The following is a 22,199-nucleotide window of genomic DNA, read 5'->3' as shown; positions in this document are numbered from 1 at the left end:
TTATTTCGTGATTATTTTTGACGGTGATCTTGTAATACGTAGACATTTTTGCCTCTTATTAGTAATTGGCGTTACAAATGATTTAAGGATCAGCGTGTGAACATTCAAGCACTTATTAATGATAAAGTATCTCAGGCTTTAGAAGCCGCTGGCGCACCTGCAGGCAGCCCTGCCGCAGTTCGCCAATCAGCTAAAGCGCAGTTTGGTGATTACCAAGCGAACGGTGTTATGGGCGTAGCAAAGAAGCTAGGTACTAATCCACGCGAATTCGCACAAAAAGTTATCGACTGCTTAGAACTAGATGGTATTGCTGAGAAAGTTGAAATTGCCGGCCCAGGCTTTATTAACATTTTCTTAAACAAAGCATGGTTAGCTGAGCGTGGTGAAGAAGCACTAAAAGATGAGCGTCTAGCCGTTAATACTGAAACAGCACAAAACATTGTTGTTGACTACTCTGCACCAAACGTTGCAAAAGAAATGCACGTAGGTCACTTACGTTCAACTATCATCGGTGATGCAGTTGTACGTACTCTTGAATTTTTAGGCCACAATGTTATCCGAGCTAACCACCTTGGTGACTGGGGTACACAATTCGGTATGCTTATCGCTAACATGCAGCGTAAAGAGCAAGAAGGTACTGATGTTTCTATGGACATCAGCGATCTTGAAGGTTTCTACCGTGAATCTAAAGTACTTTATGATGAAGACGAAGAATTCGGTAAAACAGCACGTAACTTTGTTGTTCGTCTACAAAGCGGTGATGAGTACTGCCTTGAGAAATGGAAGCAACTTGTTGCTATTACACTTAAGCAAAATCAACGCAACTACGATCGTCTAAGCGTGTCACTGACTGATGACAACGTAATGGGCGAATCTATGTACAACGACATGCTACCTGGCGTTGTTGCAGATCTTAAAGAAAAAGGTCTAGCTGTAGAAAGTGATGGCGCAATTGTTGTTTACCTAGACGAATACAAAAACAAAGACGGCGAGCCTATGGGTGTGATCATCCAGAAGCGTGATGGCGGTTACCTATACACAACCACTGATATCGCTTGTGCTAAATACCGTTACGAGCAACTTCATGCTGATCGCGTACTTTACTTCATCGACTCACGTCAGCACCAACACCTAATGATGGCTTGGGAAATCGTACGTAAAGCGGGTTATGTGCCAGAGAGTGTATCTCTTGAGCACCACGCATTTGGTATGATGCTAGGGAAAGATGGTCGTCCATTTAAGACTCGTGCTGGCGGTACTGTTCGTCTTGCTGATCTTCTGGATGAAGCTGTTGAGCGTGCTAACAAGCTAATTGAAGAAAAGAACCCAGAACTAAGTGCTGAAGAAAAAGCAAACATTGCACAAACTGTTGCAATGGCTGCGGTTAAGTACTCTGATCTTTCTAAGCACCGTACGACAGATTACATCTTCGACTGGGACAACATGCTAGCATTCGAAGGTAACACTGCACCATACATGCAGTACGCATACACACGTGTAGCATCTATCTTTAAGCGCGCGAATGTTGAGCTTGCAGATCTTACTCACCCAATCGTTATCACTGACGAAAAAGAGCAAGTACTGCTATCTAAACTTCTTCAATTTGAAGAAGCGGTACAATCTGTAGCACGTGAAGGTCAACCACACTTAATGTGTACTTACCTATTCGAACTTGCAGGTATGTTCTCTAGCTTCTACGAAGCATGTCCAATTCTTAATGCTGAAGAAGATGTTAAGCAAAGCCGCTTGAAGCTTGCATTGCTAACATCAAAAACTATCAAGCAAGGTCTAGACCTACTTGGTATCGAAACACTAGAGCGTATGTAATCTACATCCCTCTTAATATTAAAAAGCCTTCCATTTGGAAGGCTTTTTATTTTCTGTTTATCGCACTCTGAAATATGTTTATAAATTAGGCTCTGTAAATAAAAACATAACCAAAGATTCAATAGTTAGATCCCTTTATTGACCAAATCGCTGACCACCTTGGTTCAACCACATCAATTCACCTTGCGTAGAAAGTCGCCCCAGCACCGCATTACGATATGGAAAACGTCCAAATTGCTTAATCACATCATAATGGCTTCTCGCATAATTATAAAAGCCATCAAATAGTTCACGATTATTCAAGGAAGTTGATTCTCTTAAGTGTTGAAAGCGAAACACACTCTCTTCTTGATCTTCCAAATCTTCTGCATGTTCTAAAGGTAAATAGAAAAATACGCGTTCAATTGGCGATAAATCTACATCTTGATTCAATGCTAAACCACGTTTACACAATGCTAAGGCTAATGAGTCATAACGAAATGCCGCACTTAATCCACGGTAGATGTTGCGGCTAAATTGATCGAGTAAAATTATCAGGGCCAAGCGACCTTGGGCCGTTTCACACCAGTGATTTAACTCCCCTTTGCCAGCCTTACTCACCCAAGATTGAAAATGGGTTTTAATGTAAGCATCAATTTCTTCACCACCTAGAAACCAAAGCGCATGTTTATTTTCTTTGGTTACTTCACCCTCTAACTCGCCAAACCAATAATCGAGTATAAACTGATATTCGCTTGCCATAAGTTGCCTCACAATAATTAGAACTCTTAACCAAATGTTAGAGAATACGTTAAGGATAATACCAATCGTTTTAAATTAGGCATACTATGATAAATAATGCTCTGGCTTGTGAGCCATAATGTACTGTGAAGGAATAATTACATGCGTTTCACTCTTCATCCTCGCCTACAATCTGATACCACTGTACTCGGTGATTTTCCGCTTTCTCGTGTTTTATTATCTAAAGAAGCGCTGGGACCATGGATTATCTTAGTCCCTCGTATTGACGAGTTACGTGAGATCCACCACCTACCTGAACAAGACCAATACCAACTAATGCGTGAATCAAGTGCCGTAGCCACATTATTAGAAAACGACTATCAAGCAGAAAAGATTAACGTTGGTGCATTAGGTAACCTTGTACCACAACTTCATTTACACCACATTGCACGCTTTAGTCATGACATAGCATGGCCTGGACCAATTTGGGGGAATACAGATGGTACTCAACGCAGTGAAGCGCTACAAGCAGCACTGGCTGATGAGCTGCGCGAAGAGTTAAGTCAGGTTAAAGGCTTTACAGCTATCTCTCATTAGCATTAAAAAAGGCAGCTTAATTAAGCTGCCTTTTGATTTTACTACCTTCTATCGCATTACCGTTATCGATAATTCGTTAACGGATAAACAACGATACCAAATCTCTTTCGCAGGTTGGCAGCAGTCTGAACTTTCACAGCCAACCAATTCTTTTCCAATCGAACCCTTACGTATCCATACATCAAGCATTGCTTCAACCCCGTCTTCCGACATTCCGAAGTGATCAGAGAGTTGCTTGCGACTGACACGTCCATGCTGTTCAATATATTGTTTTAACTGCTGTAGGATCATTCTACTAACAAGCCTTCAAGGTTAGTTTGTTTTTTTCCTTCTCGTTTCAATAACAAGAAGATACCGCCATTAATCAATACGAAGAAGCTAATCCAGAATGCACTCGTTACAGGATGATCAACAAAGTGAGCAATTTGGTAGAACCAAGTGGCAAACGAGTAAGCCATTAACATCGTCCAACCTGCAATAAACAGAGCAAACTTCTGACCAAACTCACGTACGTAAGCACCCATTGCAGCCGCACATGGTGTGTACAACAGAATGAAAATCAAGTACGCCATTGCAGCTGCACCACTTACGAAGTGCGCTTGAATGTTACCGTATACAGATTCGTTAACACCCTGCTCTTCAGCAACGGCTTGTTTGTTTTCTAAATCACCCACTTCGATACCCAGTGGATCACTAAAGCTTAATGCTGCTAGGTTATCACCAACTGATTCAACTGCTTCTTTTAAGCTAGCAACAAGGTTGTATTCTTCATTGCTATCATCTGTTGCTGGTGCATATAAGCTGTTTAGCGTACCCACAACGGCTTCTTTTGCGAAAATACCCGTAATGATACCGACGGTTGCAGGCCAGTTATCGGCTTTCACACCAATAGGTTCTAATACTGGCGTTACAACTTGTGCGGCTTTTGAAAGTACAGATTTAGACGTATCTTCGTTACCGAATGAACCATCAGTACCTAATGAGTTAAAGAAGCTTAATACTGCCACAACGACAACGATGGTTTTACCCGCACCAAATACAAAGCGCTTTAGCTTTTGCCATGTTTTTATCACCACATTGCGAATAGTTGGTAATTCGTAGTTTGGCATTTCCATGATAAAGCTATCACTAGAGCCAGGATAAAGCGTTGAACGTAAAATAAGCCCCGTCATCACAGCTGCCACAATACCTAATAGGTACAGTGCAAATACCACGTTCTGACCATTTTCAGGGAAAAAAGCTGCTGCAAACAGTGCATATACCGGTAAACGCGCGCCACATGACATAAAGGGTGCCATTGCGGCTGCGAGTTTACGCTCACGTTCTTGTTCAAGAGTACGAGTTGCCATGATCGCAGGTACATTACAACCAAAGCCAAGCACTAGAGGAACAAATGCTTTACCCGGTAAACCTACTTTTTGCATCACTTTATCAAGAACAAATGCGGCGCGTGCCATATAGCCCGAGCTTTCTAATACCGCAAGGAACAGGTACAAACACGCAATCACTGGAATAAAGGTTGCAACCGTTTGAATACCACCACCGATGCCGTTCGCAATAATTGTTACTAACCATACTGGCAAGTGATCATCTAAAAGATGATGACCACCATCGACTAATAGTGCGCCAAAGCTAATATCAAAGAAATCGATAAATGCACTACCAATGTTTATCGCAAACATAAACATCACGTACATTACTAAGAAGAAAAATGGGATACCAAAAAAGCGGTTCAGTAATACACGATCTATTTTATCCGTTAGGCTGTTACTTAAACGGCCTTCTTGACGACGGACTTTTTGACACAGCTGATGCAAGAAGGTGTAACGCACATCAGCGACTTGAATATCAGGATCAACCGTACTTAATAAATCTGCACGTAAACCACATGCTGTTGTTTTATCTTCATCAGATAGCGTGTTGATCACTAAAGTATCGTTTTCTAATACACGGATACCTTGTGCACGAGCATTTAGCTTATCGTTATGTTTGAATAACGGTGCTAATTGACTCACTGCTCGCTCGAAATCTTGACCATAATCAAGCTCAAACTCGTTAACGACAACACCTTGTGTTAACATCTTGTGTAACTTGGTTTTAAATTCAGCAATACGCTCCATATTATTAGCAGATAACGCTAATACAGGACACCCTAATGCTTTTTCTAACGCTTTAATATCCAATACCTGACGCTGGCGCTTCAATACATCCATCTTGTTAAGCACAACCACCATCGGGCGGCCTAGCTCACGCAGCTGTAGCGTCATGTATAAACTACGCTCCAAGCTCGATGCATCAACAACGTTGATTATCACGTCAGCAGGCGTTGTTAAAATTGCACGTGACGCGATTGCTTCATCAAGGCTATTCGCATCGTTTGCACTATCAAGGTTATAAATACCAGGTAGATCTGTCAGCGAAAAATCATCACCATTGTGTTGGTAGCGACCTGTTTTTTTCTCAACCGTTACACCAGCCCAGTTACCGACTTGCTGCTTAGCGCCAGTTAAGCCATTAAACAACGTTGTTTTACCACTGTTCGGGTTACCAACAGTAAGAATATTATATTGCATTACAGTGCCTCAACCTCGATGTTTTCTGCAATTTGCTTACGTAAAGCGATATCAACACCACGTACACGAACTTGAAGCGGATCACCTAACGGCGCCACACGAACAACGGTAATTTCTGTACGAGGTAGTAACCCCATAACCATCAACTTTTTTCGCGTCGCTGAGGGTAACGCAGACATATTAATGACGGTCCCACAGTTTCCGCATGACATCTCTGACAACTTCATAGTAAATCGTTACCTTAATAAGAATTATTAGCATTTCTGGTTTGAATTTTACATATTGATACATTTCATGTCTTGTCATAAATCAAAAAAACATTTTTTTTTTTGCCATTACATTGCTTAAAAACGACATGGAATCACCAAAAAGGAACAGAAATACAAATACTTAATTCTCTATAGATATAAGTGATAAGTGTTGGGTTAATTTAAAAAACGTCTTTGATTAGTTAAATTCAGTGATAAAAACCATAAAAAAAGCGCACAATATGTGCGCTTTTTTACGATTAAACAACTTAGCTCGATATTACATCGTTAAACTTATCCTTATAAAAGCTAACTTGTTTCATTAAATTTTTGCGTTCTTTACCATAGAGTGGATCGGCTTGTGGCAAAGATACTTTCATTGCGTCAACAGGACGACCATTTTTTATCAACTCAAAATGTAAGTGTGGGCCTGTTGAGCGCCCAGTATTACCACTTTTAGCAATACGTTGTCCCATTTTCACTTTATCGCCCACCTTCACCTCACGTTTACTTAGGTGTAAATAACGTGTCATATATTCTCGGCCATGCTTAACGACAATATAGTTACCTGCTAATGGGTGGTAACGTGATTTTACAACGACGCCATCACCAGCAGCCAAAACAGATGTACCAATCGGAACCGCAAAATCGGTACCATTATGTGGTGATCGGCGTCCAGTGACAGGGTGGAGACGATTTGGATTAAAAGATGAGCTGATACGATAACGTTTCGATGTGGGAATACGTCTAAATGCTCGGTTTAAACTGTGTCCACTACTATCATAGAACTGATCATCATCACCTCTAATAATAAAGGTTGAATCCTTACCATTCGCTGATTTGTAGTAAAAAGCATTAACCTCACCTTTACCCACCGCCTTACCATCAATAAATTCTCGATCAATACCTACAGCAAAACGATCCCCTTTATGCGCTTCGCGTCCAAGGTTAAATTTCCATTGTAAGGCTTTTACTAATGTTTGGATCTGAGTCGGTGTTAGGCCTGCTGCTCGAGCTGAATTATAAAAACTGCCATTTACACGTCCGATGATAGTAACGGGTTTCATCTCACCTTTTTTAACTATCTTTTTATATACATAACCTTTTTTCGATAGTGTAAAGGCATCCGTCTCTTTTTTACTGCGGATAATTTTAAGTTCTGTTAATTTCCCATCATCATTGACTTCCCACTCAAGTGTTTGTCCAACACGCAAATTCTGTACTGACTTATTTGCATCAATTAAGCGGTACATATCTGAAATAGGCAAACCATACTGTGAAAAGATAATCCCTAACGTTTCACCCGATGCCACTCGATGTTTATGCTCAACTTCAACTTTAGCATCATCAAGTTGTTGCTCTATTTCATCTTTTGGTGCTTGGAATTCAGGATCATTTTGATCAAGAGACACACCTAATGGCTCACTATCTTGTTCAGATAATAAATCTAATTTAGATGGCAATGTGACATCAATACGCTTATTTACGCTTGATGATGGAAAAGTTACTTGTGGTTTTGATGGCTGCCACATTATGGCAGCCATCATAAGCACAGAGGTGGAAACTAACGCAATTTTGTGCTGACGCGGCAGCTCTTTAATAGAAGTTGCTGCCGCTTGATATAATTTCATTTTCTATTTTAAACACTTGGTAAAGCTCTGTCCGAGTTCCTTAATAAAACGGACGTATCCTCCCTTGCCCACTTCGACATTTGTCGCCATTGGATCAAGGGTTCCTATGTTTACCCCTGTGCCTTTAGTTACACTATCAACAACTGCTGGTGAAAACTGCGGCTCACTGAATACACAATAAGCTTGCTTATCTTTTAATGATTCACGAATTGCGATTAGAGTTTTAGCACCAGGCTTACGATCAGGCTCAACAGTAAAGTGCCCTAAGTTATTCAGACCAAACTGATGTTCGAAATACCCATAGCCATCATGAAAAACAAAATAGCCATTATTTGAAACAGGTTTTAATTCCGCATTAAGTTCACTTACAGCTTGATTAACTTCAGTGGTAAACGTTGAAAGATTATCGAGATAAACAGTTTTATGCAATGGATCATGTTTAATCAATGCTTCCGTGATCACATTTGCGGCTTCAATTGTCTGTTTTGGTCCCATCCAGAAATGCGGATTAAGCCCAGAGTGGTGATGACCTGCATGATCACCATGGTCATCATGAGCATCGTGACCTTCATGATCGCCATGGTCATTGTGATCATCGTGGCCGGCATGATCGCCATGGTCATCGTGATCGTCGTGACCGGCATGGTCATCACTCGGTTTAGCACCATAATTTAGAAAATCGATACCAGCTTGTTTTGTCAAAGCGAAGCTATTTGGGTTTGTAGCCATAAGTTTTGTTAAAAAAGTTTCTAGTTGAGGCCCAACCCAAATTACCAGATCTGCATCATTCAATTTTTTTACATCTGATGGACGTAATGCATAATCATGTGGAGAAGCTCCTGGTGGTAAGATTGCATCTGACGTTGCTGCACCTTGAACTAACTCACTAACAATCAGGTTTAATGGTTTAATGGTTGTAACAACTTTAAAGTCATCTGCCATTGCTGAACCTGATAAAGCCAGAGCTGCTGCACAAAACAATGATGATATACGCTGCATTATTTTATTATCCTAAAAAATAAGTGTTGCACTTTTATACTGCTAATTATTTATATGATGAGCAATATATTCCCTAACGAACATGATAATGTTACAATATAACACATCAGTAATGTTATATTATAACATTACCTTTTATTTCTAAAGCCTATTAAGACAACTTCCTTTATGTCAACCCTAATCGAACTACAATCAGTCACTGTCTCATTTGGTGAACGTGATGTTTTGGATAATATTACGCTTAAGCTTGAACGCGGTGAAATTACCACCTTAATCGGTCCTAATGGTGCAGGTAAATCAACCTTAGTAAAAGTCATAACAGGACTGAGCAAAGCCACAAAAGGAAAAGTGGTTCGTAAAAAAGGAATTCGTATTGGTTATGTACCTCAAAAGCTACGCCTAAATAATACCCTGCCTCTTTCTGTCGATCGTTTTATGCGTCTTGCTGGACGTTATAATCAAGAACAACGTATCGAAGCTTTAAACATGGTTAATGGTAGCCACCTACTTAACAGTGATATGCATGGGCTATCTGGCGGTGAGATGCAACGTGTCTTACTTGCGCGCGCCTTATTGCAAAAACCCGATTTACTAGTACTTGATGAGCCAGTACAGGGGGTTGATGTAAACGGCCAATTAGAACTTTATCGCCTGATCCAACAATTACGTGATTTACTTAACTGTGCCATCTTGATGGTTTCTCACGACTTACACCTTGTAATGGCGAAAACTGATAATGTGATTTGTTTGCAACATCACATCTGTTGCTCTGGTAGTCCACTAACTGTGACGAGCCACCCTAAATACATTGCATTATTCGGCCAAACATCGACAGAGCAGCTTGCTGTCTATGAACATAAACATAACCACCAGCATGACGATTCAAATAAAACTCATAAATGCTGTAATAACCATGAGGAATCAAAAGCATGATTGAGTTTCTTCTGCCGGCCTTGATCGCTGGTATTGGTATTGCAATACTCGCCGGTCCACTGGGCTCATTTGTTGTTTGGCGAAAAATGGCTTATTTCGGCGATACATTATCTCATGCCTCTCTACTCGGTATTGCGCTAGGTTTTCTTTTTAATATCAACTTAAATCTGGCGTTAGTTATCTGTTGTTTAGTGCTTGCCGTTGTACTTGTTACGCTACAAAAACAACGTTATGTAGCCACAGATACTTTACTGGGTATCTTAGCCCATAGCGCTTTATCGCTAGGTCTGGTTGCAGTGAGCTTCCTCGACAATGTTCGTATCGATTTAATGTCATATCTATTTGGTGATTTATTGGCTGTAACCACTAACGATCTATTATGGATATATTGCGGTGGTGCTGTCGTTTTAGCTTTATTGATTTATCTATGGCGACCACTACTTTCGATGACTATTAGTGAAGAAATGGCTCAAGTAGAAGGCGTGAATGTCGATTTAATGCGCCTATTACTGATGTTAATGGTGGGTATGGTAATCGCTGTTGCGATGAAATTTGTTGGGGCATTGATCATTACATCATTACTTATCATTCCTGCCGCGACCGCTCGACGTTTTTCACACAGTCCAGAATCAATGGCAGTATTTGCGTCAATTATTGGCGCGATAGCTGTGGTTCTTGGTCTTGCAATGTCATGGCATTACGACACGCCAGCAGGCCCTTCTGTTGTTGTATCTGCCGCTGCAATGTTTATGCTTAGCCAACTAAAACGCACTGCGCGTTAACCTTATCTTCATTACTTGGGTAGCTGACAATATTATTAAATATAAATGTCACAATAATAGACAAATTCTGTCACTACCCATTCTTACTATCTTTCCTGTTCAACTTATTAAATAAATAATAAACACAGGAAAGCAAAGCAATGAGTAAGGAAACGTTCGATCCTACCCGCTATAACACCAGTAATAACAAAGCATTTGAAGATGTACTTCAAGCTAACTTGCAACGCCGAAGCATCCTCAAGGGTGGCTTAGGTATGAGTGCAATGTCAGCTCTTGGTGCATTAGGTCTTGCTGGTTGTAACTCTTCAGGTTCAACTGAAGCAACGGCTAAGGTAGCAGATCGTTCTCAAGCTGTTTTAAATTTCGATTCTATCCCTGGTTCGTTAACTGATGCCGTTTCTATTCCTTCTGGTTACACCGCACAAGTATTAGTCCCTTGGGGTACACCATTAAATGCGACTGCAAATGCATGGAAAAATGATGGTACAAATAACAGTACTGATCAGTTAAATGCATTAGGTATGCACCATGACGGTATGCACTTTTTCCCATTAAACGAACAATCTACTGATGGATTACTTTGTATTAACCACGAGTACATTGATCAGCAAGCACTGCACTCAAACTGGGACAAAGATGCCGAAAGAGCAAAAGAAGTACGTACTGATATAGACGAAATCCGCAAAGAGATAAACGCTCATGGTATTTCTGTTGTTCGTATCCAACTTGAAAATAACCAATGGAAGTTAATCGACAGCGACCCACTTAACCGTCGCTACACCGGTGCAACTGTAATGGATTTATCCGGCCCTCTCGCACATTCTGAGTTAACCGTCACTCGCTTCTCACCTGACGGTAGTCAAGCACGGGGAACACTCAACAACTGTGGTAACGGCTATACTCCGTGGGGAACTTACCTCACCTGTGAAGAAAACTGGCCGGGCTATTTTACTAATACTGGTACACGCACTAAAGAGCAAGATCGTATTGGTATTTCGGGCACAGGTAAGTATTTACAAGGTCGCTATAAGTGGGAAACGTTAGCAGGCCATAATGAAGAACGTCTTGATGAATTTGCTCGTTTTAATTTGGCACCGACAGGTACTTCATCACTTGACGATTATCGAAATGAAGCCAATGGTCATGGCTACATTGTTGAAATTGATCCATATACAAAAAACTCTCGAGCTAAAAAACGTACCGCGTTAGGGCGTTTCCGCCACGAAGGCTGTACCTTTGGCAAACTAGAAGAAGGTAAGCCTGTTGTGTTTTATTCAGGCCATGACTCACGCTTTGAGTACCTATACAAATTTGAGTCAGCAGCATTATGGGATCCCGCTGATGCTTCACCTTCAAACCGCTTATTAACCGGTGATAAGTATATGGATGAAGGCACACTATATGTTGCTCGATTTAATGAAGACAGTACCGGAACTTGGCTGCCGTTAACCCTTGATAGCCTCACAACTTCAGGTGATACACTGGCTTCACACTTTAACTCATTGGCTGAGATCATCATTAATACTGCAGGTGCCGCTGATTTAGTTGGAGCAACACCAATGGATCGTCCTGAATGGGCAGCAGTGGATCCATTTACGGGTTCTGTTTACCTCACCCTAACCAATAACACTAAACGTAAAGACAGCACTAACCCTGCCAACCCTCGCCTAAATAATAAATTTGGTCATATCATTCGCTGGGATGAAGGTGAAAATCCAACAGAGTTTAACTGGGATATTTTCGTTTTTGGCTCACCAAGTAATGGTGATGAAGAGACAAACCGCTCAGGTTTAACAGATCTAAATCAGTTTGCTAGCCCTGATGGATTAGCGTTTGATCAACGAGGTATTATGTGGATTCAAACCGATAATGGTGCTGATGAAGTTGAAGAGTACACCAATGATCAAATGCTTGCGGTAGTGCCATCTCAGTTACTGAATGAAGATGATAGTCAAACAGTTATTGCTAGCTCAAATCAGGCAGAGCTAAAACGCTTCTTTGTTGGTCCAAATGGTTGTGAGGTCACAGGTTTCACCATTAGCCCTGACTACAAATCTCTGTTTGTTAATATTCAACATCCGGGCAATTGGCCATATAGTGATAATGCCGCCGAAGCAGCACCTAGCGGTACAGAAGTTCGACCACGTTCATCAACGGTCGTTATTCGCCGTGAAGATGGTGGTGAGATTGGTGTTTAACGCTCTGTATTACTAATCAATAAAAAAGCCCTGCAAATGCAGGGCTTTCATTTTCAATGGGTAGGTAGAGATTACCAGTTAGTTACTTCACGTAACGCTTTACCGATATCTGCTAAACTTTTTACTGTCTTAACGCCAGCTTCTTCAAGTGCAGCAAATTTATCTTCAGCCGTACCTTTACCGCCAGAAATAATAGCACCTGCGTGACCCATACGCTTACCAGGAGGTGCGGTAACACCCGCAATGTAAGAAACAACAGGTTTTGTCACGTTCTCTTTAATGTAAGCTGCTGCTTCTTCTTCAGCAGTACCACCGATTTCACCAATCATTACAATCGCTTCTGTCGCTGGATCTTTTTCAAACATTTCAAGGATATCAATGAAGTTTGAACCTGGGATTGGATCACCACCGATACCTACACATGTAGATTGACCAAAGCCTTCATCTGTTGTTTGCTTAACCGCTTCGTAAGTCAATGTACCTGAACGCGATACGATACCTACTTTACCAGCCTTATGGATATGACCCGGCATGATACCAATCTTACACTCATCTGGTGTAATAACACCCGGACAGTTAGGACCAATCATACGAACGCCAGCTTCATCAAGGCGAACTTTAACATCTAGCATATCCAGTGTTGGAATGCCTTCTGTAATCGTTACGATAAGCTCGATGCCAGCATCAATTGCTTCTAAGATTGCATCTTTACAAAACGGCGCGGGTACATAGATAACTGTCGCTGTTGCACCAGTCACTTCAACTGCTTCACGTACCGTATTAAATACAGGTAGACCTAGGTGTGTTGTTCCGCCTTTACCTGGAGAAACACCACCCACCATTTGTGTTCCGTACTCAATCGCTTGCTCTGAGTGGAATGTACCTTGTCCGCCAGTAAAGCCCTGACAAATTACTTTGGTATCTTTATTAATTAAAACTGACATTATTTACCCTCCGCTGCAGCAACAACTTTTTCCGCCGCTTCTGTTAACGAAGTCGCAGCAATAATATTAAGACCACTATCTGCAAGTTTCGCTGCACCTACTTCTGCGTTGTTACCTTCAAGGCGAACAACAACTGGTACTTTAACGCCAACTTCTGCAATAGCGCCGATGATGCCATCAGCAATCAAATCACAACGTACAATACCACCGAAGATATTAACCAATACGGCTTTTACGTTGCTATCAGAGAGGATAATTTTAAATGCTTCAGTAACACGCTCTTTGGTTGCACCGCCACCTACATCAAGGAAGTTAGCCGGCTGTCCACCGTGCAGGTTAACGATATCCATCGTACCCATTGCAAGGCCTGCACCATTAACCATACAGCCAATGTTTCCGTCGAGTGCAACGTAATTTAATTCCCACTGTGCAGCATGTGCTTCACGCTCATCTTCTTGCGATGGATCATGCATTTCACGGAGTTTAGGCTGGCGATACATTGCGTTAGAATCGATATTAATCTTACCGTCTAGGCACAATAGGTTATTATCACCCGTGATAACTAGTGGGTTAATTTCAAGCAATGCAAGGTCATATTCAGCGAACATATTTGCTAAGCCCATAAAGATCTTAGTAAATTGTTTAATCTGATCGCCTTTAAGACCCAGTTTGAATGCAAGCTCACGTCCTTGGTATGGCTGAGGCCCAACCAATGGATCAATTGCTGCTTTATGAATAAGTTCAGGTGTCTCTTCTGCTACTTTTTCAATTTCCACACCACCTTCAGTTGACGCCATGAAAACGATACGGCGAGAGCCACGATCAACCACTGCACCTAAGTACAACTCATTGGCAATATTAGATGCTTCTTCAACTAATATTTTGGTTACTGGCTGACCATTAGCATCTGTTTGGTAAGTTACTAGATTTTTACCTAGCCAGTTTTGAGCAAACTGTTTAATACCATCTTTGGTTTCATGTAATTCCACACCGCCCGCTTTACCGCGACCACCAGCGTGAACCTGACATTTAACTACCCACTTACTACCACCAATTTTACCTGCCGCTTCTGCCGCCTGTTGTGGCGTATCGCAAGCGTAACCTTCTGGTACAGGTAAACCATATTCAGCGAATAGCTGTTTTGCCTGATATTCGTGCAAATTCATGATGTTCTATCCGTTTTCTTATCCCTTTGGGACTTGTTATATCCATACGAGGTACTCTTGGGAACCTCTTCGTGATTAGATTTGGCAATTTGACTAACTGTCATTAACAGGCTGAATAATGAGCATTTATCCAGCCTATTTACCAAATTATACGTCTAGTAGTAGACGCGTTGGATCTTCAAGTAACTCTTTAATCGTTACTAAGTAACCCACTGATTCACGACCATCAACTAAACGGTGATCGTAAGATAACGCAAGGTACATCATAGGCAAGATTTCAACTTGTCCATTCACCGCCATAGGGCGATCTTGGATTTTATGCATACCTAAAATCGCAGCTTGTGGTGGATTAATGATCGGCGTCGACATCAATGAGCCAAACACACCACCATTAGTGATCGTAAAGTTACCACCTGTTAAATCTTCAACGGTTAACTTGCCGTCACGACCTTTAATTGCAAGTTCACGAATACCCTTCTCAATTTCAGCAAGGCTTAGCTTATCGCAATCACGTAGAACAGGAGTTACCAGACCACGAGGTGTTGATACTGCAATGCTTACATCAAAGAAGTTGTGATAAACAATATCATCACCATCAATAGATGCATTTACTTCTGGGTAACGCTTTAGTGCTTCAACCACAGCTTTTACATAGAAAGACATAAAGCCAAGACGAATACCATGACGCTCTTCGAAGATATCTTTGTATTGCTTACGAAGATCCATGATTGGTTTCATGTTCACTTCGTTAAACGTTGTTAACATCGCCGTACTATTTTTAGCTTCAAGCAGGCGCTCAGCTACACGCTTACGTAAACGTGTCATAGGCACACGTTTTTCGCTGCGGTGCGCTAGTGGCGTATCAACAACAGGTGCTTTTGTCACAGCTGATGCTGATTGATTCTTTAAGTATGCTTCTACATCTTCTCGAGTAATGCGACCACCAACACCAGAGCCTTTAACAGCACCTGCATCAATACCATGCTCACTTAACAAACGACGAACGGCTGGGCTTAATGCTTCACTTGTTTCTTCTGTTAAAGAGGCGGTGTTACGCTTATTCGGTGACGCTTCAGCTTCTGTTGGTACATCTTTTGTTGGTTCACCAGCAACTGCGCCAACTTTGATTTTACCAATCAACTGTTTAGTAAGAACAGTCGTACCTTCACCTTCAAAAATAGCTTCTAACACGCCATCTTCAGGAGCTGGAACTTCAAGTACTACTTTATCTGTTTCAATATCAACCAATACCTCATCACGAGATACGGCATCGCCAGGTTGTTTGTGCCAAGTGGCAACGGTTGCGTCAGCCACAGATTCCGGGAGGTCGGGAACCAGAATTTCGATTGTCATATCGGTTTTGTCCTTTTTGTTCCAGTTCTAATTATTATTTTGCTCTTGAGGAGCAATTGTTAAAGCGTCTTCTATAAGTGCTTTTTGTTGTTTCAAATGCACCGACATGTAACCTACCGCCGGTGAGGCTGATGCTGGACGTCCGGCATAACTTAAACGCGCACCTGCTGGTAACGCAGAATAGAAGTTATGTTGACTTGAATACCACGCGCCTTGGTTTTGCGGCTCTTCTTGACACCAAACAAAATCAGTTACGTGCTTATATTCAGCAATTGCAGCTTCAACGTCTTCTTTCGGGAATGGGTACAGTTGCTCGATACGAACAATCGCCACATCCTCTTGTTCATTCTTGCGGCGTTGCTCCAGTAAATCGTAATAAACTTTACCTGAACAGAAAACCACACGTTTCACTTTATTTGGTGCTAAATCATCAACTTCAGCAATCGCAGGTAAGAAAGTACCGTTAGCTAAATCGTCTAACGTAGATGTACATAACGGATGGCGCAGCAATGATTTTGGCGACATTACAATTAATGGTCGACGCATTGGACGAACCACTTGACGACGGATCATGTGGTAAACCTGTGCAGGTGTTGATGGAACAACAACTTGCATATTTTGCTCTGCACACAATTGTAAGTAACGCTCTAAACGTGCCGATGAGTGCTCTGGGCCTTGACCTTCATAACCATGTGGTAGCAGCATGGTTAAACCACACATACGCCCCCATTTTTGCTCACCAGAACTGATGAATTGGTCAATCACAACTTGAGCACCATTAGCAAAATCACCAAATTGCGCTTCCCATACCGTCAAACCACTAGGCTCAGCCGTTGCGTAACCATATTCAAAGGCTAATACCGCTTCTTCAGATAACACTGAGTCGATCACTTCAAACGGACCTTGTCCATTGTGAAGATTAGCTAACGGCACATAAGTACTAGCATCTTCTTGGTTATGCAGTACAGCATGACGATGGAAGAAGGTACCACGACCAGAATCTTGGCCTGTAATACGAATACGATTACCTTCGTCAACTAATGTGGCATAAGCCAATGTTTCAGCCATACCCCAATCAAACGCTTTTTCACCCGCAATCATAGCGACGCGATCGTTATATAGCTTTTGAACACGGCTCTGTAAAACATGACTATCTGGATATTGGCAAAGGCGAGCACCTAACTCTTTTAAACGCTCAACAGGCACTTTGTTATTCCAATCAACTGTCCAGTCATGGCCTAAGTACGGTGACCAATCAACTGTATGAAGATGCATTGGACGCCATTCTTTTACCACACACTCGCCACGATCTAACGCATCACGATATTCATTGACTAAGCTTGTTGCCGTATCTAAACCAAACACGCCAGTGTCGGTTAAGTAATCGGCATAAATCTTACGAGGCGTAGGATGCTTTTTGATCTTTTGGTACATAAGAGGCTGAGTTGCATTCGGCTCATCCGCTTCATTGTGACCATGACGACGGTAACAAACCAAATCAATAACAACATCACGCTTAAATTCATTACGGAAATCAAACGCAAGTCGAGTTACAAAAGCAACCGCTTCAGGATCATCAGCATTAACGTGGAAAATAGGTGACTGCACCATCTTAGCGATATCAGTACAGTATTCTGTCGAGCGGGTATCATTTGGATTAGAGGTCGTAAAACCAACTTGGTTATTGACGACAATACGAATAGTACCGCCAACACCATAACCACGTGCTTGAGACATATTGAACGTCTCAGCAACAACACCCTGTCCAGCAATCGCTGAATCACCATGGAGTGTAATAGGTAATACTTTAGAACCCGTATCATCACCTAAGCGATCTTGACGAGCGCGGACAGAACCCACAACAACTGGGTTTACAATTTCAAGGTGAGATGGGTTAAAGGCAAGAGCAAGGTGAACATCGCCACCTGGTGTAGCAAAATCTGCAGAAAAGCCTTGGTGATATTTTACATCACCCGTACCCCAGCTTTCGCCGTGCTTACCTGCAAACTCATCAAATAAGTCTTGTGGCTTTTTACCTAATACATTAACTAACATGTTTAGGCGACCACGGTGGGCCATGCCAATAACAACTTCGCGTACACCTTGAGAACCAGCGTGACGGATCAACTCTTTCATCATTGGAATAAGTGCATCACCACCTTCTAATGAGAATCGCTTAGCTCCAGGGAATTTCGCGCCTAAATAACGCTCAAGACCTTCAGCTGCGGTCAATTCATCAAGAAATGAAAGTTGCTCTTCTTGTGAGAAGGAACCGTGCCCCATTACCGATTCAAGACGTTGTTGGATCCAACGCTTTTCCTCAGTATCTGTAATGTGCATGTATTCTGCACCAATAGAGCCACAGTATGTTTTCTTTAACGCAGCATAAATTTCAGAAAGCTTCATGGTCTCTTGACCAACAGCAAACGAGCCTACATTAAATGTTTCATTAAAATCTTCATCAGTAAGATTATGGAATGCTGGATCAAGATCTGGAACTAAATCACGCTGCCATAATCCTAATGGATCAAGTTTTGCATTTTGATGCCCACGGAAGCGGTACGCATTAATAAGTTGCAATACCTTTACTTGTTTCGCATCTACATCTGGATCACTGACGGTAGCACTTAAAAAGTTGGTTTCTTTCGCTAAACGTCGGAAATAATCACGAACACGTGAGTGAGGTTGTTCTACAGCAGTCTCATTGACTACCGGTAATTCAACAAAAATATCACGCCATTGCTCGTCAACTAATTCTGGGTCGCTAAGATACAACTCGTAGAGATCTTCTACGTAAGTCGCATTGGCGCCAGCTAAATGTGAAGACTCAAGCCATGCCTTCATAACGCCGTTCTGCATTATTTTCCCTTAACCACTAGTTATCGCCGTTTACACCGATTGTTTAATCAGAGCATTAAGGCCGGATCAATTACTCATTCATTGAATTAACGTCACCGGCATATCGATATTATTTTTTTATACTGCTCGTTTAAGCAGCATTGATTTAATGTGACCAATCGCTTTTGTTGGATTTAGTCCTTTAGGACAAACATTTACACAGTTCATTATGCCATGGCAACGAAAAACACTAAATGCATCATCAAGATTTGATAATCGTTCATCTGTTGCTGTATCACGGCTATCAATTAACCATCGATATGCTGCCAATAAGCCTGCAGGTCCAATAAATTTATCAGGATTCCACCAAAATGATGGGCATGATGTCGAGCAACATGCACACATAATACATTCGTACAAACCATCTAACTGCGCGCGATCTTCAGGCGCTTGGAGGTTTTCACGAGCCGGTGGAACTGCTCCATCATCAATTAAGAAAGGTTTTACTTTTGCATAATTGGTGTAGAACTGTTCCATGTCGATAATCAGATCACGAACAACTGGTAATCCCGGTAAAGGGCGGATAACAATCGTGCTCTTATCCATTAAAGCTGATAATGGTGTAATACACGCTAAACCATTTTTACCGTTCATATTAATGCCATCAGAACCACACACACCCTCACGACATGAACGACGGAAAGACAGCGTAGAATCTTGCTCTTTTAACAGAATAAGTGCATCAAGCACCATCATATCTGAGCCTTCTGGCACTTCTAAGGTATACCCTTTCATGTGTGGCGCATTATCCACATCAGGGTTATAGCGATATATTGAGAAGTTGAGTTTCATCTTATCTATCCTCCCTTAGTAAGTACGTGCTTTCGGCGGGAAAGCTTCACGATGAACTGGCGACATGTTTACATCACGCTTAGACATAGCTTCTGTCTCAGGGTTGTAAATAGAGTGGCATAACCAATTAGCATCATCACGTTCAGGGAAGTCGAAACGAGCATGAGCACCACGACTTTCAGTACGGTAGTTAGCCGCGACTGCCGTTGCCATTGCTGTTTCCATTAAGTTTTCAAGCTCTAAGCATTCAATACGTTGTGTATTAAACTCAGAAGAAGTGTCATCTAAACGCGCATGCTTTAAACGTTCACGAATTTCTTTTAGCTCTGTAAGACCCGTTGCCATCGCATCACCTTCACGGAAAACCGAGAAGTTGTTTTGCATACAACTTTGAAGATCTTTACGAATTTGAACAGGATCTTCACCTTTTTGCGTAGTGTTCCAACGGTTAACACGGGCTAAAGAGGCTTCTATATCAGAATCTGTGGCAGGACGAGCTTCTGTTTGTGCAGCCAACGTTTCACCTAGATGTAAACCCGTTGCACGACCGAAGACGACCAGATCAAGTAATGAGTTGCCACCTAAACGGTTAGCACCATGCACAGATACAGATGCGATCTCACCACAAGCGAAAAGACCTTGTACTTCTTGATCAACACCAGATGCTGTTTGTTTAAGGGCTTGGCCTGATACCTGAGTCGGTACCCCACCCATCATGTAATGACAAGTAGGAATAACTGGAATCGGCTCTTTAACAGGATCAATATGGGCAAAGGTACGCGATAATTCACAAATACCCGGTAGACGCGATTCAAGAACATCTTTACCTAAATGATCAAGTTTCAATTTAATGTGAGGTCCCCATGGGCCATCGCAACCACGACCTTCACGGATCTCAACCATCATTGAACGTGCAACCACATCACGACCAGCCAAATCTTTAGCATTAGGTGCATAACGCTCCATGAAGCGTTCACCATCTTTATTTAAAAGATAACCACCTTCACCACGACAACCTTCAGTTACCAGTACACCCGCGCCAGCAATACCCGTTGGGTGGAATTGCCACATTTCCATATCTTGCATTGGCACGCCAGCACGAAGCGCCATACCAACACCGTCACCAGTGTTAATGTGCGCATTTGTTGTCGAAGCGTAAATACGGCCAGCGCCGCCTGTTGCAAGGATAGTAGCTTTAGATTTGAAGTAACAAATCTCGCCAGTTTCCATACACAAAGCAGTACAACCTAAAATTGCACCATCTTGGTTTTTTACTAAATCTAACGCATACCACTCAGAAAAAATCGTCGTTTGATGCTTAATATTTTGCTGATAAAGCGTATGAAGTAACGCGTGACCAGTACGGTCAGCAGCAGCGGCTGTACGCGCAGCTTGCTCACCACCAAACTCTTTAGACTGACCACCAAATGGGCGTTGATAGATAGTACCGTTGTCAAAACGCGAAAACGGTAGCCCCATTTTTTCTAATTCAATAACTGACTTAGGGCCATTTTGACACATGTATTCAATAGCATTCTGATCACCAATGTAATCAGAGCCTTTTACTGTGTCATACATATGCCATTGCCAATTATCTGGGTGTGAATTACCCAGCGCAACAGTAATACCGCCCTGCGCAGATACAGTATGAGAGCGCGTAGGGAACACTTTTGATAGCAAGGCACATTTTAGTCCTTGCTCTGAAATTTGTAATGCGGCACGCATACCCGCACCACCAGCACCGATAACAACGGCATCAAACTCACGAACTGCAATGCTCACTTACACACCCCACACAATAAAGAAACCCGCAAATAGGTAAACAAAAAGAATTGCTACAACAACAAACTGCAATCCCACTCTTAAAACGGCAGGTTTAATGTAGTCTGTTAACACTTGCCACAAACCAATCCAAGCATGTACAAGAATGGAAACCAAAGCCAGCATAGTAAAAACTTTGGTACTGATTTGATTGAAGAATGCACTCCAAGTTTCAAACGTTAGCTCAGGGCCAAACGCAAAGAAACCAACCATATATACGGTGTAAAGGGTCAAAATGATCGCTGTAGCGCGGATCAGAATAAAATCGTGTATACCATTACGGCCGACGGAAGATACGTTATTTACCATACTAAGCCTCCTGCAAATACTGCTAGTACAGCGACAATTGCAAAACTAACTTTGGTACTTGCAATGCCTGTGTCCATTTCTTCGAAATAACCTAAATCCATCAACAAATGACGGACACCTAAAACAATGTGATAAAACAATGCGGTCAATACTCCCCACAGGATAAATTTCACAAAAAAGCTATCAGTAACACTAACAGCGGATGTAAAACCTTCAGGAGAAGATAAAGATAGGTTTAGCAGCCACAGCAAGATGGCAAGGGATACGAATGTAATCACACCTGAAACGCGGTGTAGGATTGACGCTATCGCAGTAAGCGGAAAGCGAATCGTTTGTAGGTCGAGATTGACAGGTCTTGGCTTTTTTACTTTCACGGTTTGCCCACTCAGCTCCATTGAAGCAATTTAT

The 22,199-nt window shown here is 41.9% G+C and carries 19 protein-coding genes; 5 read left to right on the top strand and 14 right to left on the bottom strand.

Features of this window, described 5'->3' with window-relative positions:
• Positions 1 to 96 precede the first annotated feature (96 nt).
• Positions 97 to 1,827, top strand: a complete 1,731-nt coding sequence (gene argS, locus C9J42_RS01375; protein ID WP_105060625.1) for an arginine--tRNA ligase — start codon at positions 97 to 99, stop codon at positions 1,825 to 1,827.
• A 135-nt stretch (positions 1,828 to 1,962) separates the two neighbouring features.
• Here the strand turns inward: argS and C9J42_RS01370 are convergent, their stop codons facing one another.
• On the bottom strand, positions 1,963 to 2,568 hold the full coding sequence (locus C9J42_RS01370; protein WP_107205589.1) for a DUF924 family protein: 606 nt from the start codon (positions 2,566 to 2,568) through the stop codon (positions 1,963 to 1,965).
• A 141-nt stretch (positions 2,569 to 2,709) separates the two neighbouring features.
• On the opposite strand from C9J42_RS01370, the gene C9J42_RS01365 reads away from it, so the two are divergent.
• Entirely contained in the window at positions 2,710 to 3,144 is a 435-nt protein-coding gene (locus tag C9J42_RS01365) for an HIT domain-containing protein (protein ID WP_107205588.1), read from the top strand.
• A gap of 48 nt (positions 3,145 to 3,192) precedes the next feature.
• Here C9J42_RS01365 and C9J42_RS01360 read toward each other — a convergent pair whose 3' ends face one another.
• The 5 genes from C9J42_RS01360 to znuA all read right to left on the bottom strand — a co-directional run bounded on the left by C9J42_RS01360 (position 3,193) and on the right by znuA (position 8,595).
• Positions 3,193 to 3,435 (bottom strand): FeoC-like transcriptional regulator, encoded by a 243-nt coding sequence (locus C9J42_RS01360; RefSeq protein ID WP_107245581.1) that lies wholly within the window; start codon positions 3,433 to 3,435, stop codon positions 3,193 to 3,195.
• Entirely contained in the window at positions 3,432 to 5,717 is a 2,286-nt protein-coding gene (feoB, locus tag C9J42_RS01355; protein ID WP_107205586.1) for a Fe(2+) transporter permease subunit FeoB, read from the bottom strand. The genes C9J42_RS01360 and feoB overlap by 4 nt, the downstream gene beginning before the upstream one ends.
• A complete protein-coding gene (locus C9J42_RS01350) occupies positions 5,717 to 5,944 on the bottom strand; it encodes a FeoA family protein (protein WP_105060630.1) in 228 nt (75 codons plus the stop codon). Before C9J42_RS01350 ends, feoB begins: the two co-directional genes overlap by 1 nt.
• 290 nt (positions 5,945 to 6,234) lie before the next feature.
• On the bottom strand, positions 6,235 to 7,596 hold the full coding sequence (mepM, locus tag C9J42_RS01345; RefSeq protein WP_107205585.1) for a murein DD-endopeptidase MepM: 1,362 nt from the start codon (positions 7,594 to 7,596) through the stop codon (positions 6,235 to 6,237).
• 3 nt (positions 7,597 to 7,599) lie between these two features.
• Positions 7,600 to 8,595 carry a zinc ABC transporter substrate-binding protein ZnuA gene (gene znuA / locus C9J42_RS01340; protein WP_107301595.1) on the bottom strand — a complete coding sequence of 332 codons (996 nt, stop codon included), beginning with the start codon at positions 8,593 to 8,595 and terminating at the stop codon, positions 7,600 to 7,602.
• Between the two features lie 168 nt (positions 8,596 to 8,763).
• Here znuA and znuC point away from each other — a divergent pair, with 168 nt between their 5' ends.
• The 3 genes from znuC (at position 8,764) to C9J42_RS01325 (ending at position 12,508) form a co-directional block, all read left to right on the top strand.
• Positions 8,764 to 9,528: a zinc ABC transporter ATP-binding protein ZnuC gene (znuC, locus tag C9J42_RS01335; RefSeq protein ID WP_107292075.1), complete on the top strand. Its 765-nt coding sequence runs from the start codon at positions 8,764 to 8,766 to the stop codon at positions 9,526 to 9,528.
• A complete protein-coding gene (gene znuB / locus C9J42_RS01330; RefSeq protein ID WP_105060634.1) occupies positions 9,525 to 10,310 on the top strand; it encodes a zinc ABC transporter permease subunit ZnuB in 786 nt (261 codons plus the stop codon). Before znuC ends, znuB begins: the two co-directional genes overlap by 4 nt.
• Before the next feature lie 140 nt (positions 10,311 to 10,450).
• Positions 10,451 to 12,508 (top strand): PhoX family phosphatase, encoded by a 2,058-nt coding sequence (locus tag C9J42_RS01325; protein ID WP_107287070.1) that lies wholly within the window; start codon positions 10,451 to 10,453, stop codon positions 12,506 to 12,508.
• Positions 12,509 to 12,579: 71 nt separating this feature from the next.
• Here C9J42_RS01325 and sucD read toward each other — a convergent pair whose 3' ends face one another.
• The 8 genes from sucD to sdhC all read right to left on the bottom strand — a co-directional run bounded on the left by sucD (position 12,580) and on the right by sdhC (position 22,186).
• Positions 12,580 to 13,452, bottom strand: coding sequence for a succinate--CoA ligase subunit alpha (gene sucD / locus C9J42_RS01320; RefSeq protein WP_005370551.1), 873 nt, complete (start codon positions 13,450 to 13,452; stop codon positions 12,580 to 12,582).
• Positions 13,452 to 14,618: an ADP-forming succinate--CoA ligase subunit beta gene (sucC, locus tag C9J42_RS01315; protein ID WP_005370549.1), complete on the bottom strand. Its 1,167-nt coding sequence runs from the start codon at positions 14,616 to 14,618 to the stop codon at positions 13,452 to 13,454. Before sucC ends, sucD begins: the two co-directional genes overlap by 1 nt.
• A 147-nt stretch (positions 14,619 to 14,765) precedes the next feature.
• The gene (odhB, locus tag C9J42_RS01310; RefSeq protein WP_107205581.1) at positions 14,766 to 15,971 is read right to left on the bottom strand and encodes a 2-oxoglutarate dehydrogenase complex dihydrolipoyllysine-residue succinyltransferase; all 1,206 of its coding nucleotides are present in this window, start codon (positions 15,969 to 15,971) and stop codon (positions 14,766 to 14,768) included.
• A gap of 27 nt (positions 15,972 to 15,998) precedes the next feature.
• Complete coding sequence (gene sucA, locus C9J42_RS01305; RefSeq protein ID WP_107205580.1) at positions 15,999 to 18,830, bottom strand: 2-oxoglutarate dehydrogenase E1 component; 2,832 nt, start codon at positions 18,828 to 18,830, stop codon at positions 15,999 to 16,001.
• Positions 18,831 to 18,947: 117 nt separating this feature from the next.
• Positions 18,948 to 19,661 carry a succinate dehydrogenase iron-sulfur subunit gene (locus tag C9J42_RS01300; protein ID WP_005370542.1) on the bottom strand — a complete coding sequence of 238 codons (714 nt, stop codon included), beginning with the start codon at positions 19,659 to 19,661 and terminating at the stop codon, positions 18,948 to 18,950.
• A gap of 15 nt (positions 19,662 to 19,676) precedes the next feature.
• Complete coding sequence (sdhA, locus tag C9J42_RS01295) at positions 19,677 to 21,443, bottom strand: succinate dehydrogenase flavoprotein subunit (RefSeq protein WP_107205579.1); 1,767 nt, start codon at positions 21,441 to 21,443, stop codon at positions 19,677 to 19,679.
• Positions 21,444 to 21,791 (bottom strand): succinate dehydrogenase, hydrophobic membrane anchor protein, encoded by a 348-nt coding sequence (gene sdhD / locus C9J42_RS01290; RefSeq protein ID WP_045148138.1) that lies wholly within the window; start codon positions 21,789 to 21,791, stop codon positions 21,444 to 21,446.
• Entirely contained in the window at positions 21,785 to 22,186 is a 402-nt protein-coding gene (gene sdhC / locus C9J42_RS01285) for a succinate dehydrogenase cytochrome b556 subunit (protein WP_107205578.1), read from the bottom strand. The genes sdhD and sdhC overlap by 7 nt, the downstream gene beginning before the upstream one ends.
• Positions 22,187 to 22,199 lie beyond the last annotated feature (13 nt).

This window comes from Photobacterium sp. GB-56 (assembly GCF_003026105.1).
GTDB lineage: Bacteria > Pseudomonadota > Gammaproteobacteria > Enterobacterales > Vibrionaceae > Photobacterium.
Note: the sequence above shows the minus strand (reverse complement) of the source record. Positions and strands in the feature narration are given on the sequence as shown.

Excerpts from the sequence above, each read along its gene's own strand:
- sucC (WP_005370549.1), bottom strand. The coding sequence starts at position 14,618 with ATGAATTTGCACGAATATCAGGCAAAACAGCTATTCGCTGAATATGGT.
- C9J42_RS01370 (WP_107205589.1), bottom strand. The coding sequence starts at position 2,568 with ATGGCAAGCGAATATCAGTTTATACTCGATTATTGGTTTGGCGAGTTA.
- C9J42_RS01325 (WP_107287070.1), top strand. The coding sequence starts at position 10,451 with ATGAGTAAGGAAACGTTCGATCCTACCCGCTATAACACCAGTAATAAC.
- sucD (WP_005370551.1), bottom strand. The coding sequence starts at position 13,452 with ATGTCAGTTTTAATTAATAAAGATACCAAAGTAATTTGTCAGGGCTTT.
- C9J42_RS01350 (WP_105060630.1), bottom strand. The coding sequence starts at position 5,944 with ATGAAGTTGTCAGAGATGTCATGCGGAAACTGTGGGACCGTCATTAAT.
- znuC (WP_107292075.1), top strand. The coding sequence starts at position 8,764 with ATGTCAACCCTAATCGAACTACAATCAGTCACTGTCTCATTTGGTGAA.
- sucA (WP_107205580.1), bottom strand. The coding sequence starts at position 18,830 with ATGCAGAACGGCGTTATGAAGGCATGGCTTGAGTCTTCACATTTAGCT.
- odhB (WP_107205581.1), bottom strand. The coding sequence starts at position 15,971 with ATGACAATCGAAATTCTGGTTCCCGACCTCCCGGAATCTGTGGCTGAC.
- mepM (WP_107205585.1), bottom strand. The coding sequence starts at position 7,596 with ATGAAATTATATCAAGCGGCAGCAACTTCTATTAAAGAGCTGCCGCGT.
- znuA (WP_107301595.1), bottom strand. The coding sequence starts at position 8,595 with ATGCAGCGTATATCATCATTGTTTTGTGCAGCAGCTCTGGCTTTATCA.
- feoB (WP_107205586.1), bottom strand. The coding sequence starts at position 5,717 with ATGCAATATAATATTCTTACTGTTGGTAACCCGAACAGTGGTAAAACA.
- sdhC (WP_107205578.1), bottom strand. The coding sequence starts at position 22,186 with ATGGAGCTGAGTGGGCAAACCGTGAAAGTAAAAAAGCCAAGACCTGTC.
- C9J42_RS01365 (WP_107205588.1), top strand. The coding sequence starts at position 2,710 with ATGCGTTTCACTCTTCATCCTCGCCTACAATCTGATACCACTGTACTC.
- znuB (WP_105060634.1), top strand. The coding sequence starts at position 9,525 with ATGATTGAGTTTCTTCTGCCGGCCTTGATCGCTGGTATTGGTATTGCA.
- sdhD (WP_045148138.1), bottom strand. The coding sequence starts at position 21,791 with ATGGTAAATAACGTATCTTCCGTCGGCCGTAATGGTATACACGATTTT.
- C9J42_RS01300 (WP_005370542.1), bottom strand. The coding sequence starts at position 19,661 with ATGAAACTCAACTTCTCAATATATCGCTATAACCCTGATGTGGATAAT.
- C9J42_RS01360 (WP_107245581.1), bottom strand. The coding sequence starts at position 3,435 with ATGATCCTACAGCAGTTAAAACAATATATTGAACAGCATGGACGTGTC.